The sequence below is a fragment of the Rhizobium sp. LjRoot98 genome (assembly GCF_964252935.1).
GTDB lineage: Bacteria > Pseudomonadota > Alphaproteobacteria > Rhizobiales > Rhizobiaceae > Pararhizobium.
Map to the genome: position 1 here is coordinate 1,628,905 of NZ_CAXUPW020000001.1, position 14,335 is coordinate 1,643,239.

At 59.9% G+C, this 14,335-nt stretch carries 14 protein-coding genes; 11 read left to right on the plus strand and 3 right to left on the minus strand.

Features of this window, described 5'->3' with window-relative positions; genetic code table 11:
- Positions 1-144 precede the first annotated feature (144 nt).
- On the plus strand, positions 145-1,008 hold the full coding sequence (locus ACSQ3J_RS08090) for an EamA family transporter (RefSeq protein ID WP_244481822.1): 864 nt from the start codon (positions 145-147) through the stop codon (positions 1,006-1,008).
- A gap of 86 nt (positions 1,009-1,094) precedes the next feature.
- A complete protein-coding gene (locus ACSQ3J_RS08095) occupies positions 1,095-2,336 on the plus strand; it encodes an SAM-dependent methyltransferase (RefSeq protein WP_060501287.1) in 1,242 nt (413 codons plus the stop codon).
- On the opposite strand, the gene ACSQ3J_RS08100 is transcribed toward ACSQ3J_RS08095, so the two are convergent.
- Positions 2,326-3,147 (minus strand): lipo-like protein, encoded by an 822-nt coding sequence (locus ACSQ3J_RS08100; protein WP_060501289.1) that lies wholly within the window; start codon positions 3,145-3,147, stop codon positions 2,326-2,328. The genes ACSQ3J_RS08095 and ACSQ3J_RS08100 overlap by 11 nt on opposite strands.
- Positions 3,148-3,294: 147 nt before the next feature.
- Here ACSQ3J_RS08100 and mbfA point away from each other — a divergent pair, with 147 nt between their 5' ends.
- Together mbfA and ACSQ3J_RS08110 are read left to right on the plus strand one after the other, a co-directional pair.
- Entirely contained in the window at positions 3,295-4,278 is a 984-nt protein-coding gene (mbfA, locus tag ACSQ3J_RS08105) for an iron exporter MbfA (RefSeq protein ID WP_060501291.1), read from the plus strand.
- Positions 4,279-4,421: 143 nt separating this feature from the next.
- A complete protein-coding gene (locus ACSQ3J_RS08110; RefSeq protein WP_060501293.1) occupies positions 4,422-4,814 on the plus strand; it encodes a glyoxalase superfamily protein in 393 nt (130 codons plus the stop codon).
- A 66-nt stretch (positions 4,815-4,880) separates the two neighbouring features.
- Here the strand turns inward: ACSQ3J_RS08110 and ACSQ3J_RS08115 are convergent, their stop codons facing one another.
- Both ACSQ3J_RS08115 and ACSQ3J_RS08120 read right to left on the minus strand, forming a co-directional pair.
- Entirely contained in the window at positions 4,881-5,501 is a 621-nt protein-coding gene (locus tag ACSQ3J_RS08115) for a transglutaminase-like cysteine peptidase (RefSeq protein ID WP_060501295.1), read from the minus strand.
- A 223-nt stretch (positions 5,502-5,724) separates the two neighbouring features.
- The gene (locus tag ACSQ3J_RS08120) at positions 5,725-6,528 is read right to left on the minus strand and encodes an alpha/beta hydrolase (RefSeq protein ID WP_060501297.1); all 804 of its coding nucleotides are present in this window, start codon (positions 6,526-6,528) and stop codon (positions 5,725-5,727) included.
- A 218-nt stretch (positions 6,529-6,746) separates the two neighbouring features.
- On the opposite strand from ACSQ3J_RS08120, the gene infC reads away from it, so the two are divergent.
- From infC to ACSQ3J_RS08155, 7 genes are all read left to right on the plus strand, one after another.
- Positions 6,747-7,283, plus strand: a complete 537-nt coding sequence (infC, locus tag ACSQ3J_RS08125) for a translation initiation factor IF-3 (protein ID WP_060501299.1) — start codon at positions 6,747-6,749, stop codon at positions 7,281-7,283.
- A gap of 228 nt (positions 7,284-7,511) precedes the next feature.
- On the plus strand, positions 7,512-7,715 hold the full coding sequence (gene rpmI, locus ACSQ3J_RS08130) for a 50S ribosomal protein L35 (RefSeq protein ID WP_018323613.1): 204 nt from the start codon (positions 7,512-7,514) through the stop codon (positions 7,713-7,715).
- Between the two features lie 38 nt (positions 7,716-7,753).
- On the plus strand, positions 7,754-8,158 hold the full coding sequence (gene rplT, locus ACSQ3J_RS08135) for a 50S ribosomal protein L20 (RefSeq protein WP_037103878.1): 405 nt from the start codon (positions 7,754-7,756) through the stop codon (positions 8,156-8,158).
- Between the two features lie 108 nt (positions 8,159-8,266).
- The gene (gene pheS, locus ACSQ3J_RS08140; protein WP_060501301.1) at positions 8,267-9,352 is read left to right on the plus strand and encodes a phenylalanine--tRNA ligase subunit alpha; all 1,086 of its coding nucleotides are present in this window, start codon (positions 8,267-8,269) and stop codon (positions 9,350-9,352) included.
- A 78-nt stretch (positions 9,353-9,430) separates the two neighbouring features.
- Positions 9,431-11,857 (plus strand): phenylalanine--tRNA ligase subunit beta, encoded by a 2,427-nt coding sequence (gene pheT / locus ACSQ3J_RS08145; protein WP_436038949.1) that lies wholly within the window; start codon positions 9,431-9,433, stop codon positions 11,855-11,857.
- A gap of 170 nt (positions 11,858-12,027) precedes the next feature.
- Positions 12,028-12,396: a nuclear transport factor 2 family protein gene (locus ACSQ3J_RS08150; protein WP_060501305.1), complete on the plus strand. Its 369-nt coding sequence runs from the start codon at positions 12,028-12,030 to the stop codon at positions 12,394-12,396.
- Positions 12,397-12,769: 373 nt separating this feature from the next.
- Positions 12,770-13,960: a TCR/Tet family MFS transporter gene (locus tag ACSQ3J_RS08155; protein ID WP_060501306.1), complete on the plus strand. Its 1,191-nt coding sequence runs from the start codon at positions 12,770-12,772 to the stop codon at positions 13,958-13,960.
- The last annotated feature ends 375 nt before the right edge of the window (positions 13,961-14,335 follow it).

Below are 14,335 nucleotides of genomic sequence, written 5' to 3' on the forward strand. Positions count from 1 at the left end.
CCTTATATTAACCCCCACAAATATGAATTTGCCGGCAGGGTCCGCATTCGCTAGAGCCGTACTGGGCGTGATCGGCACGGCCTGCGGGAGAATGACATCTTGGATCAGCGCACAGCAGCATCAGCCGATGGCAACGAAGGCCTCATTCCACCCGCAGCAACATTGCCTGACACCGGCACCGCAGCTGCGCTCACCGGCGGACTGATGTGCCTTCTGTCAATGTCGAGCGTCCAGTTCGGCTCGGCGCTGTCGGCACCGTCAATCGCTGCCTATGGCCCATTCGGCACCACCTGGCTGCGCCTGGCCTGGGCCGCTATGCTGCTGGCCATCGTCGTGCGTCCACCGATCCTTCGCTATTCGCGGGCGCAGTGGCAGACGGCCGGTCTGCTCGGCGCCTGCATGGCGGGCATGACGCTGTGTTTCTTCGCGGCCATCGAGCGCATCCCGCTCGGTCTCGCCGTCGCCATCGATTTTCTCGGGCCGCTCGCGGTTGCCACTTTCGCTTTCGGCCTCGGCTGGCGGCTGGTCTGGCCGTTGATCGCTGGTGCCGGCGTGCTTTTGCTCGCCCATGACGGCAACGGCTGGATCGGCGATTCCACCGGCATTCTCTTCGCCTTCGGGGCCGCCACAGGCTGGGGGCTTTACATTATCCTGATGAAGAAGGCCGGAAACGCCTTCGAAGGCCTGCAGGGTCTCTCCATGTCGCTGATCGTGGCAGCAATCGTCGCCACGCCTTTCGGGCTTCTCGACCTGCCGCGCATAACGATGGAAGGCGTGGTGACGATCGCGGGTCTAGCGCTGCTTGTACCGCTCATCCCTTACGCGCTGGAAATGATCGCGCTGCGCCGCATGAGCACATCCTCCTTCGGCATCCTGATGAGCCTGGAGCCGGCGCTTGGGGCACTTGCGGGTTTTCTGGTCCTCAGCCAGCCGATGACTGCCCTGCAGATCATGGGGACTGTTCTGGTCGTCGCAGCCAGTGCCGGAGCCACCGCCACAGGCCGTTGAAACGCCCGAGAATTATTGCCGCGCTTTTTGCAAACCCGGTGATAGAGTGCTGCTTCGCAAGCGTCGCTTTTTCCATCGAGGTGTGCATGTTTCCACTATCGCATATGATGAAAGCTTTCATTCGCAAGGGTCAGCTGACCGTCATCGACGCCGATGGCAAACCACATGTTTTCAAGGGTGAGCCCGGTCCGGAAGTGACCATGCGGCTGACCGACCGCAAGCTCTACCGCACCCTCGTCTTCAATTCCGAACTGGCCGCCGGCGAAGCCTATATGGACGGCACGCTGCGCTTCGAAGACGGTTCGAACTTACGTGATTTCCTGACGCTGTTTTCCATCAACCGGCTGTCGCTCGGCTCCTATCCGATCCAGAAGGCGCTGCGCGCCATCAAGATGCGCTTCCGCAAGCGCCAGCAGTCCAACGTCAAGGGCGAGGCCCAGCGCAACGTCGCCCATCATTACGACCTCGGCAACGACTTTTACAAACTCTTCCTCGACGAGCACATGCTCTATTCCTGCGCCTATTTCCGCGAACCGGACGAGACGCTGGAACAGGCGCAACGCAACAAGTTGAGACTGCTTGCTTCCAAGCTTTGCCTCCGGCCCGGCATGAAAGTGCTCGACATCGGTTGTGGCTGGGGAGATCTGGCGCTCTATCTTGCCCAGCTTGAGGATGTCGAAGTGCTGGGGGTGACGCTGTCCAAGGAACAGCAGGCACTGGCGACACAGCGCGCCAAGGATGCCGGACTGGAAGGCCGCGTGCGCTTCGAACTGCGCGATTACCGCGAGGTCAACGAGACCTTCGATCGCATCGTCTCGGTCGGCATGTTCGAGCATGTCGGCGTCAGCCACTATGATGAGTTCTTCAAGAAGGTGAACACTCTGATGCCCGACGACGGCATTGCGGTGCTTCATTCGATCGGCCATATGAGCCCGCCCGGCATGGCCAGCGCCTGGCTGCGCAAATACATTTTCCCCGGCGCCTATTCACCCGCCCTTTCCGAGGTTTTCGAGGTGGTGGAGCGCAACAGCCTGTGGGTCAGCGATCTCGAATTTCTGCGCGTCCACTATGCGACGACGCTCAAGCATTGGGTCGAGCGCTTCGATAAGAACCGCGACAAGGTCGTCGAGATGTATGACGAACGCTTTGCCCGCATGTGGGAATTCTATCTGGTCAGCTGCGAGATGATGTTCCGCACCGGCAGCCAGCTGGTGTTCCACATGCAGCTGTCGCGCTCGCGCGATGCCGCACCGATCGTGCGCGACTACATCACCGACCGGCAGAAGGCCTACATCATCCGCGAACAGACGCTCAATATCACCCTATGAGCGCCTGATCGCTGTCACCCTGCCATTGCAGCCGCTTGTAATCGAAGCCGTATTCGAGCGTCGGCTTGACGATGGCAAAATAGGGCGAAAGATCGAAATCGCGCGGCGTGTAAAGCGAATGATGGCGAATATGCAGGATTTCGGCGCGTGAATAGGTCGAAGTCGCCGACGCCCTGCCCGGCGCCCGGGTAATCTCCGGCAGGATCGGATAGCGGATCTGCTCAAAGGCCTGGGCGATCAGCGTCGAGCAGATTGCCCGTGTCGGGTCGCCGGACCCGAAAGCCAGCATGCGGCGGCGAAACCGCACCGGCACCGGCGGTGTCGGCATGAAGTAGCGTAGCATATCGAGGATGTTCTTCATGTCGTATTTCAGGCCGAGCCGCGAAATCATGAAGGACAGAACGGCGTTGCGATCGTCCGGCGTCAGCCCGACAGGCCGGCAGATGCGGGTGTTGTAAGTGCAGTATTTTCTGAGCGGCACCGCAACGCAGCCTTCGCCGAGATTGACCTCGATCAGCTGCGGACGGTCGATCACCGGCAGCGTTGCCTGATCGAGCGTCAGCGGGATTTCGTCACCGGCAAAGAACGCGGCATGCGACCAGGTCGATTGAGTGAGATACTTGATCGTGTTCGAAACCTTGTGATTGCCCTCGATCAGCAGGATATCACCCGGCCGCAGCGTTCGCGCCAGCGTTTCGGGGTCGGACGGCGTATAGGGTTCGTATCCCGATGTCCGTGCCGTCAGCCTTCCTGCCATCGCCATGCCGATGCGATCGAGAAGCGTATCCTTGCTGGTCAGAAGCGGGTTCATGCGCAAGCAGCCTTCGTTCGGCGTTCATCCTCCTGTTTATGTAGGAATTTATCCTGCCGCCTGTCGAGTCACACGACCGGTTCGGGGGTTGACCTTCGCGTGATGCGGTCTTAATTTAGAATTATTCTAAACTAGGTTGATCGCATCATGTTTTCCCGTCTGTTTTCGCGCCCCAAGCGTTCGCTCTCCTCGCTGTCCGAACAGGAAGTCCTGGCACTTGCCATCTCATCCGAGGAAGACGACAGCCGCATCTATTTTGCCTATGCCGACGCGCTGAAGGACAAGTATCCGGACTCTGCGAAAGTCTTCGAGGACATGGGAGAGGTGGAAAACACCCACAAGACCATGCTGATCGACATGCACCGCCGCCGGTTCGGCGAACGTATTCCCCTGATCCGCCGCGAACATGTCAGCGGATTCCCTGCCCGCAAGCCTGACTGGCTGCGCCACAACCAGTCGCTCGACGCCATGCGGCGCGAGGCGGAAGAGATGGAAACGCAGGCCTACAATTTCTATGTCGAGGCGGGCAAAAACACATCCGACGCAGCAACCCGGCAATTGCTTGGCGATCTGGCATTGGCCGAGCAGGGTCATGAGGACATTGCCCGCATGCTGACGGACAAGCACGTGCCGGAAAGCGCGCGCAAAAAGGAAGATGAGGCGGCACACCGCCAGTTCCTGCTGACATACGTGCAGCCGGGCCTTGCCGGACTGATGGATGGCTCGGTCTCGACCCTGGCCCCGATTTTCGCCGCCGCCTTTGCCACCCAGGACACATGGCAGACCTTTCTCGTCGGCCTGTCGGCGTCGGTCGGTGCCGGCATATCCATGGGCTTCACCGAAGCCGCCCATGACGACGGCAAGCTCTCCGGCCGTGGCTCGCCGCTGAAGCGTGGTCTTGCCTGCGGCATCATGACGACGCTCGGCGGCCTTGGCCACGCCCTGCCCTATCTCATCCCGCATTTTTGGACGGCCACGATCATCGCCGCCGTCATCGTCTTCTTCGAACTCTGGATCATCGCTTTTATCCAGAACAAGTATATGGAAACGCCATTTTTGCGCGCGGCCTTCCAGGTGGTGCTGGGCGGCGGACTGGTGCTGGCGGCGGGCGTGTTGATCGGTAACGCATGATTAAAACGTTTTGCCGCCCGGGGTTTTCCCTGTTACAGACACGGGGGCGTGAGCACTGTCTCATCGATTGAAAAAAGGAGTACGGGTTTCACGCGGCACCGCCCGTCTGGCGCCCCGAATTCTCCCAAATCTGAGGTGAAGCGATGGATGACATCGCCGATCACGGTATTCGCTTCGGGCGAATTGCCGCCATGCTCCCGGTCAAGGATATGGGCAAGGCCCACGACTTCTACGTCAATGTCCTCGGCTTCCGCAAAACCTTCGAAAACGGCAATCCGGTCGGCTTCATGATCCTCAAGCAGGATCAGGCCGAACTGCATCTGACCCTGCAACCCGGCCACAAGGCCGCTGCCTTCAATGTGGCGCATATGATGGTGGCGGATGTCGATGCCTTGCATGCGATTTGCCAGAGCCACGGACTGCGCATCATCAAGGGCCTGCAGGACAAGGACTATGGCCTGCGCGCCTTCGTCTTTGAAGATCCAGATGGCAACCGGATCGATGTCGGTCAGGTTCTTCCCGCAAAGCCCCGCTGATCAGAAACAGGAAGGGCGCGACCTACGCAGGTCGCGCCCTTTTTCAAAACCTTGAACTGGCGGCAATCAGTTCCCGACCGAACCCACCAGCACTTCCGCGCCGTTCTCGATCGTGACCCAGCGGCCGGTGTTGAACGATGCCTGGCGCTTGAGGAAGCGATAGGGTGTCTTGCTCCAGAGCTTCACGTCATTTTCGAGATTGTCGAGGATGAAGTCACCCTGTGCCGTGCGCACGGTCAGGACTGCATGGCCTTCGCCATCCGGCTTGCGAACAACGGTGATCAGCAGGTCAGACGGAGAGAACCCTTTTTCCATCAGGCGCTTGCGCTTCAGAAGAACGAAATCCTCACAATCGCCCGCACCTTCGGGATAGGCCCAGACCTCGTCCTTGCCGAACAGGTCCATGTCGGTCATCGGGGTAATCTCGCTGTTGACGGCGAGATTGACCTGGCGGATCACCGACCAGCCGAAATCGGTGACGCGCGGCGCTACCGTCGATTTGGTCTTGATTTCGCATTCCGGACGATGGGTCTGGCAGAATTCGTAGTGGCCGATCGGCTGCGAGGTGATGGCGCCCGTCTGCATCGACAGCGCGCTTGCCGATGGCGCCGGAATAGCAACGCCTGCCGAAGCGAAAACAGCCGCAAGTACCACGACCACTTTCCTGATGCCCATCAACTGCGCCATGCGTGTCCCCTGTGGCGCGGTTTCTTCTGAAACCTCAGAAAGAACCCCCGCGAAAGCCTGAAATCCGTGGTCAGCTTTCGCGGTGAAACCCCGCCGCGCGCCGCTCTAATCATTAACAAAGAGTTAACAGCGCGGCCGAAACGAAGTCAATCACATGAATCGGGGATCGCCGGATATGGTTAAAATGCCCGGCAACGCCTTTGGTCGTAGGGGTTTACGGCTTTCAGCCAGCCAGCATCGCATCCACGGCAACCAGAATCCGCTCGATATCCTCCGGCCGCGACAGGCGGTGATCGCCATCGCGGATCAGCGTCATCACCACATCGTCCGAGGGCAGATGCTCCATCAGCTTCAGGGCATGGCTATAAGGAACATCGGGATCCTGCATGCCCTGCAGGATATGCACCGGGCAGCCGGTCTCGATAATGCCGGTCAATACGCGGTTCTGCCGCCCGTCCTCGATCAGCCGGGCGGTAAAAATATTCGGATCCGGCCCGTACGGAGTCGGCTCTTCGAAATAGCCACGTTCGGCCAGCGAAGCGCGTTCCGCATCCGAAAGATTCGGCTCAATCAGCTCGCTGGTGAAATCCGGCGCAGGGGCGATCAGCACGAGGCCGGCAATCCTTGTTCCTTCGCCGCGAGCGCGCAGTTCGGCAACCAGCCTGAGCGCCACCCAGCAGCCCATCGATGAGCCGACGAGAACCATGCGCTCCGGGTTCAGATGATCGATGACCGCGAGGCTCTCCTCCAGCCATCTTGAAATCGTCCCGTCGGTAAAGGCACCACCGGAGGCGCCATGGCCGGAATAGTCGAAGCGGATGCAGGCAGCACCGGAAGCGGCCGCGTGCCGCTCCAGCTCGACGGCTTTTGTGCCGGTCATGTCCGACCGGTAGCCACCCAGCCAGACCAGGGCGGGCAGGCGATTGCCGCTCTTTGCCTTCAGGACGCGCATGGCGATGAGCCGCGATTCGCTGCCGGTACCGACTTCAAGAGTGTCCGGTGCGGTGTTCGAAACTGGCAATGACATGCTATTTTCCTTATTTTAAAGCGCTTACCGCTGATTTTCTTTCTAAAACAGATTCTTCGAATGCCTGACAGGTGGTGATTTTCGTGAAGAGCTGTGTTATTGACTTTTCCGCAGCAATTTACACATGAAGACCAAGCGGCAGTGGAACGGCATTTTAGCCGGGACAAAGCGCTATCATCCGAACATTGCATTCGTAACAGCTCGAGGAGAGTACGACCATTCGCAGACCGTTCAAAACGGACGCCCCAGTCAAAGACGGGCCCCGCTCTAACAAGGAAATCCGGTCCCCCCGGGTGCAGCTCATCGACGCCGAAGGTGTAAACCACGGCAGCGTTCCCACCGATCAGGCGCTCCGCATGGCGGAAGAACTGGGTCTTGACCTCGTCGAGATCTCGCCGAACGCGGAACCGCCGGTGTGCAAGATCCTTGATCTGGGCAAGCTGAAATACGCGACGCAGAAGAAGGCCGCCGAGGCGCGCAAGAAGCAGAAGATCATCGAGATCAAGGAGATCAAGATGCGTCCGAACATCGACACGCACGACTATGACGTCAAGATGCGCGCGATGAACCGCTTCTTCGAAGAAGGTGACAAGGTCAAGGTGACCCTGAAGTTCCGCGGCCGCGAAATGGCCCACCAGGAACTGGGCATGAAGCTGCTCCTCCAGGTGAAGGAAGACACTACGGCAATCGCCAAGGTGGAAGCCGAGCCGAAGCTGGAAGGCCGCCAGATGATGATGGTTCTGGCTCCGCGGTAATCCCCGCCCAGAACCACCGCTGATGAAGCCGCCGGATTGGCGGCTTTTTCATTGCAATGACTGGCAATCGGGAAATGTCGGGCTGTTTCCGGAATCCCATTGCACTTTTCGGGCGCTTCGGTTACAAGCCCCCGTCCGAACGGTCCGGCAGGGCATGCCGTGGCCGTTCTTTACGCTGGAGACGACCTCGTCAGTCGATCTCAAAACCAAGAAGAATGGAGTAGCAAAATGCCCAAGATGAAGACGAAATCCTCGGCCAAGAAGCGGTTCAAGATCACCGCGACCGGCAAGGTAATGGCAGCTGCCGCAGGCAAGCGCCATGGCATGATCAAGCGGTCCAACAAGTTCATTCGCGATGCACGTGGCACCATGGTGCTGGCAGAGCCAGATGGCAAGAAGGTCATCAAGAACTACCTGCCCAACGGTCTCTAAGACGTCTGGCACTTTTGGATTTATAAGGAGATCATAACATGGCACGTGTAAAACGCGGCGTAGCAGCTCACGCCAAGCACAAGAAGACACTCAAGGCAGCCAAGGGCTTCTACGGCCGCCGCAAGAACACCATCCGCGCAGCCAAGGCTGCTGTGGATCGCTCGAAGGCATTTGCCTATCGCGACCGCAAGGTCAACAAGCGCAACTTCCGCGCCCTCTGGATCCAGCGCATCAACGCTGCCGTTCGCGAACATGGCCTGACGTATGGCCGTTTCATCGACGGTCTGGCGAAGGCTGGCATCGAAGTCGACCGCAAGGTTCTCTCCGACATGGCTATCCATGAGCCGGCAGCATTCGGCGCGCTTGTCGCTGCCGCCAAGAAGGCGCTTGAATACCTCAAGGACGCAGGCACCACCAACGAGTTTGAAAGCGCGGTTCGTTAAGACCAGCGCTTCCCAAGCCTTTTGGAATACGAATTGGGAAACCCGCGCTGGCACGGCTGGCGCGGGTTTTTCTTTGACCGATCACGGCAATGAACCGGGAAATGAACGATGTCCGATCTGGAAACCCTGAAAGACAATCTGCTGGCCGAAGTAACCGCTGCCGGTGACGAAGCCGCGATCGAAGCCGTGCGCGTCAACGCACTCGGCAAGAAAGGCTCGATCTCCGAGCTTTTGAAGACGCTCGGCACGATGACGCCGGAAGAGCGCCAGACCCGCGGCGCCGCCATCAACGCGCTGAAGACCGACGTCTTCGAAGCGATCGCCACCCGCAAATCGGCCCTCAAGGACGCAGCGATCGCCGAACGGCTGGCGCGCGAAACCGTCGATATCTCGCTGCCGGTCCGCTCCTCGCCCGCCGAGCGCGGCCGCATCCATCCGATCAGCCAGATCATCGACGAGATCACCGCGATCTTCGCCGATATGGGTTTCTCGATTGCCGAAGGTCCGGACATCGAGACCGACTATTACAATTTCACCGCGCTGAACTTCCCCGAAGGCCATCCGGCCCGCGAAATGCACGATACGTTCTTCTTCAATCCGGACGAGAAGGGCGAGCGCAAGGTTCTGCGCACGCATACCTCGCCGGTGCAGATCCGCACGATGGAAGCGCAGAAGCCGCCAATCCGCATCATCATTCCGGGCAAGACCTACCGGCAGGATTCGGACGCCACCCATTCGCCGATGTTCCATCAGGTCGAAGGCCTTGTGGTCGATACCAAGTCGAACGTCGCCAACATGCGCTGGATTCTCGAAGAGTTCTGCAAGACCTTCTTCGAGGTCGATGACGTGACGATGCGCTTCCGCCCGTCGTTCTTCCCGTTCACGGAACCGTCCTTCGAGGTCGATATTCAGTGCGACCGTTCCTCCGGTCCGATCGTCAAGTTCGGCGAGGGCACCGACTGGATGGAAATCCTCGGTTGCGGCATGGTGCATCCGAACGTCCTGCGCGCCGGCGGGCTTGATCCCGACGTCTACCAGGGCTTTGCCTGGGGCATGGGCCTCGACCGCATCGCCATGCTGAAATACGGCATGCCGGACCTCAGAAACTTCTTCGATGCCGACGTTCGCTGGATGAGCCATTACGGCTTCCGCCCGCTCGACATGCCGACCTTGTTTGGCGGTTTGAGCGCTTAAGATCGTCGATTGAACAATTTCCGCCAGCACTTCCGAAACGAGGAAGCACCGGCAAGACATTAGGACACGAGTGAAATCATGAAATTCACACTCTCCTGGCTGAAAGACCATCTGGAAACGGATGCCACCCTTGAACAGATTTGCGAGCGCCTGACCTCGATCGGGCTCGAGGTCGAGGAGGTCGATGACAAGGCCGCGTTCAAGCCCTTCGTCATCGCCAAGGTCGTCTCGGCCGAAAAGCATCCGCAGGCCGACAAGCTGCGCGTCCTGATGGTCGATACCGGCACCGGTGCCCCGGTCCAGGTCGTCTGCGGCGCGCCGAATGCGCGCGCGGGCCTTATTGGCGCTTTCGCCGCCCCCGGCGTTTACGTCCCCGGCATCGATGTCACACTCGCCGTCGGCACCATCCGCGGCGTCGAAAGCCATGGCATGATGTGCTCGGAAAAAGAGCTGCAGATGTCGGACAGCCATGACGGCATCATCGACCTGCCGGAAGATGCGCCGGTCGGCACCAGCTTTGCCGCCTATGCCGGGCTCGACGATCCGATCATCGAAATCAACCTGACGCCGAACCGTCCCGACTGCACGTCGATCTACGGCATTGCCCGCGATCTCGCGGCCTCCGGCCTCGGCACGCTGAAGGCAGCGCCGCAGCCGGCCTTCAAGACCGAAGGTGAGACCACCACCAAGGTCAAGCTCGATCTTGGCACAGACAGCCATCTCTGCCCAGGCTTTGCGCTTCGTCTCGTGCGTGGCGTCAAGAACGGCCCGAGCCCGAAATGGATGCAGCAGCGCCTGCTCGCCATCGGCCTTCGCCCAATCAATGCGCTGGTCGACGTCACCAATTACATGACCTTCGACCAGGGCCGCCCGCTGCACGTCTTTGACGCCGCCAAGGTCAAGGGCAACCTCACCGTCCGGCGCGCCACTGAGGGCGAAAAGGTTCTGGCGCTCGATACGCGCGAATACACTCTTTCGCCGGCTAACGTTGTCATCGCCGATGACAAGGGCATCGAGTCGATCGGCGGCATCATGGGCGGCGAGCATTCCGGCTGCGATGAAAACACCGTCGACGTGCTGATCGAATCCGCACTTTGGGACCCGATGAACATCGCCAAGAGCGGCCGTTCGCTCGGGATCATCACCGATGCGCGCTACCGCTTCGAGCGCGGCGTGGACCCGGAATACATGGTTCCAGGTCTTGAGCGCGCCACCCAGCTGGTTCTCGACATCTGCGGCGGCACGGCCGCCAAGACCGATGTCGTCGGTTATGCCGGCTACACGGCGAAGATCGTCGATTTCCCGGTGTCCGAGGTAAAGCGCCTGACCGGTCTTGAGGTCAGCGCGCAAGAGAGTATCTCGATCCTCACGGGCCTCGGCTTCGGCGTTGAAGGCTCTGGCGAGCGCGTTTCGGTTTCCGTCCCCTCCTGGCGTCCGGATGTCGATGGCAAGGCCGATCTCGTGGAAGAGGTCATGCGCATCCATGGCGTCGACAATATCAAGCCGCAGCCGATCGAAAGCATCGGCGCCGTCAACGGCAAGATCCTGACGACCCTGCAGATCCGCACCCGGCTTGCCAAGCGGGCGCTGGCATCCCGCGGCATGCTGGAAGCCGTCACCTGGTCCTTCATCTCGAAGGCACAGGCCACCCTGTTCGGCGGCGGCGCGGAAAGCCTGTCGCTCGCAAACCCGATCGCTGCCGATATGTCCGACATGCGGCCGTCGCTGCTCCCCGGCCTGTTGACCGCGGCCCAGCGCAATGCCGACAAGGGCTTTGGCGACGTGGCGATCTTCGAAGTCTCCGGCACCTATGAAAACGATACCCCGGCCGGGCAGCGCCGTGTTGCCGGCGGTATCCGCCGCGGCACCGCATCGCTTGCCGGTGCCGGCCGTTCCTGGTCGAATGCCGCCAAGGGCGGCGGCAAGCCGGTTGATGTCTTCGACGCCAAGGCCGATGCCATTGCTGTCCTCGAAGCCTGCGGCGTGCCGATGGGCAATGTCCAGTTCGAAGCAGGCGGCCCGTCCTGGTATCACCCCGGCCGTTCCGGCACGATCAAGCTCGGCCCGAAGATCGTTCTCGGCCATTTCGGCGAGTTCCATCCGAAGGTTCTCGAAGCGCTCGACGTTTCCGGCGCGCTTGCCGGTTTCGAAGTCTATGTCGATGCCATGCCCGAGCCGAAGAAGAAGGCCACCCGCACCAAGGCCGCACTGGAGCTTTCCCCCTTCCAGGCCGTCAAGCGCGACTTCGCCTTCGTCGTCGACAAATCCGTCGAAGCCGGTGCGATCCTCAAGGCCGCATCGAGCGCCGACCGCAAGCTGGTCACCGGCGTCAACGTCTTCGACATCTTTGAAGGCGCATCGGTTGGCGAAGGCAAGAAGTCCGTCGCCATCGAAGTCGTCATCCAGCCGGCTGAGCGCACGCTGACCGACGAAGATTTCGAAGTTTTGACGGGGAAGATCATCGCCAATGTGACGAAGAACACCGGTGGGGTTTTGCGGGCGTAAAAAGCGTGAGCACCGGGAGGGGCGATTTGCCTCTTTCGGTGGTTCAACGCAGGCTGACGCGGTGTTTGGGCGATGGACGCCGCGACTGGACCGCTTTGCGCCATTTGCAGACATCAGATAATGGCTGTCGTGATGAACGAATTTCGCAATATTTTTAGAGGACCACAGTTTTGAACGATGTTTCCCTGCCGGTGCAAAAACAGCTTGAGGCTTATAATGCACGTGACATTGATGCGTTCATGCCTTGGTGGGCGGACGATTGCCAGTATTATTCTTTCCCAAACACTCTGCTGGCGGGAAGTGCTGCGGAAATCAAGGCGCGCCACGTCGAGCGGTTCAAAGAGCCTGATTTGTACGGCAATTTGCTCACACGCATCGTTGTCGGAAACGTAGTTATTGATCACGAAACTGTCACGCGAACCTTTTCTCAAGGAAAGGGAGAGATCGACGTCGTCTGCATCTATGAAATTGAAGACAGCAAGATCGCGAAAGCGTGGTTCAAGACGAGCGAGCCCCGAATGTATCTTCCTATCGCCTGAGTTCTGCAGGCAATAGGGGGCCGCTGGGCCAGAAGGCGACAATCCGGCATTTCACGGCCTGCCCGCATTCTGTATTTTTCGGTCGCTGTTTCTATGGTGGCTGACTTGGTCAGCTGAGAGGACTTGCCCCTTCGCACCCGCCGATGTAAATAACATCCGTCGCGAAAAGCGGCCGCTTCCCTTGATCCGCTCGGTAGCGGAGTAAACAGGTGGACGAATTGTCGTCCAGGTGGTCAAGCACACGCCATCCCTGCGCATTTTTGGCATGGATCGGCCAGCGTTTCCCTTAAACCACACGCCTGATCTCCGTCAGGCCCTATCGCACGCATCGGCGCGGATCGCGTCCGCATGCCTGCGTCGATCGGATTGCGCCATGAACAGGCCTCTGCTTGTCATTTTTACCGCCATTGTCCTCGATGCCATCGGCATCGGTCTCATCTTTCCCATTCTGCCCTCCCTGCTGCAGGAGGTGACCCACACCCAGAACGTCGCGCCTTACATCGGTACGATGACCGCTCTTTATGCGGTGATGCAGTTTATCTTTGCCCCGGTGCTCGGCGCTCTCAGCGATCGTATCGGCCGCCGGCCCGTGCTGTTGATTTCGCTTGGCGGTGCGGCCATCAACTATCTCTTCCTGGCTTTCGCATCCAATCTCTGGATGCTCTTCATCGGCCGCGCCATCGCCGGCCTCACCAGCGCCAATATTGCCGTCGCAATGGCCTATATCACCGACATCTCTGCCGAGGACAAACGCGCCAAGCGCTTTGGCCTGTTCAATGCCATGTTCGGCATCGGCTTCATCATCGGCCCCGTCCTCGGCGGCGTCCTTGGCGATCATTGGCTGCGGCTGCCGTTCATCGCGGCGGCGCTGCTCAACGGCTGCAATCTGCTTCTGGCCTACTTCATCCTGCCGGAGTCCCGCACACCGACACGCGAGGCACTGGATCTCGGCGCACTCAATCCGCTGCGCCCCTTGCGATGGGTGTTTTCGCTGAAAAGCGTTTTGCCGCTGGTCTTCATCTTCTTCATCTTCAGCGCCACCGGCGAAGCCTATGGCACCTGCTGGGCGCTGTGGGGTAACGATGCCTTTCATTGGAACGGTCTGTGGATCGGTCTTTCGCTCGGTGCTTTCGGCATCTGCCAGACGCTTGCCCAGGCATTCCTTCCCGGCCCGGCCGTGAAGCTTCTCGGTGAGCGGACGGCTATTCTGGCCGGGGTCACCGGCACCTGCATTGCCCTCGTCGTCATGGCGTTCGCCACGCAAAGCTGGATGATCTTCGCGATCATGCCGGTCTTTGCGCTGGGTGGCATTGGCGTTCCGGCACTGCAATCTCTTGCCACCCGGCAGGTTGACGAGCGCAGCCAGGGCCAGTTCCAGGGTGTGCTGGCGTCCGTTGTCAGCCTCGCCACGATCATCGCACCGTTGGCCTTCTCAAGTGTCTACTTCGCCTTCCGCCAACACTGGCCCGGCGCGATCTGGCTATCGGTCGTTGCCGTCTACGCGATCGGCATGCTTTTGGTGCTTGGCCTGCGATTGAAGCCGCCGGTGGCAAGTGCGCCGTAAGGCCAGCGCCCTCCGCAACAGGTTGGAAGCAGATCCTGACGGGGATATGCGGCAGCCCATCAAGACGGACTGCGCACTGGAAAACGGGTATGGTGGACGTTCATATTGCTGAAATACTTCATGTTTCCAGCTCGACAGCATCTGCGGCCGAAGTCACGCCACCGAACCGCGCGCATTTTTCATTCCCGTAAATCCCCGCGATCAAAACCTGTGCCATCATCATTGCGTCCTGTCATCGGCGAGACCGCTAGGCGTAGCGGTGAGACAGGGCCGGTGCCGGGTGAAGGACAGACGTAAGCCTTTGTCCGGTGGATGGTCAGAAAGTGGTTTCCCTCCCGTCTGCAAAATGGCGGGGCGTGCCTGTGAGGCACACAT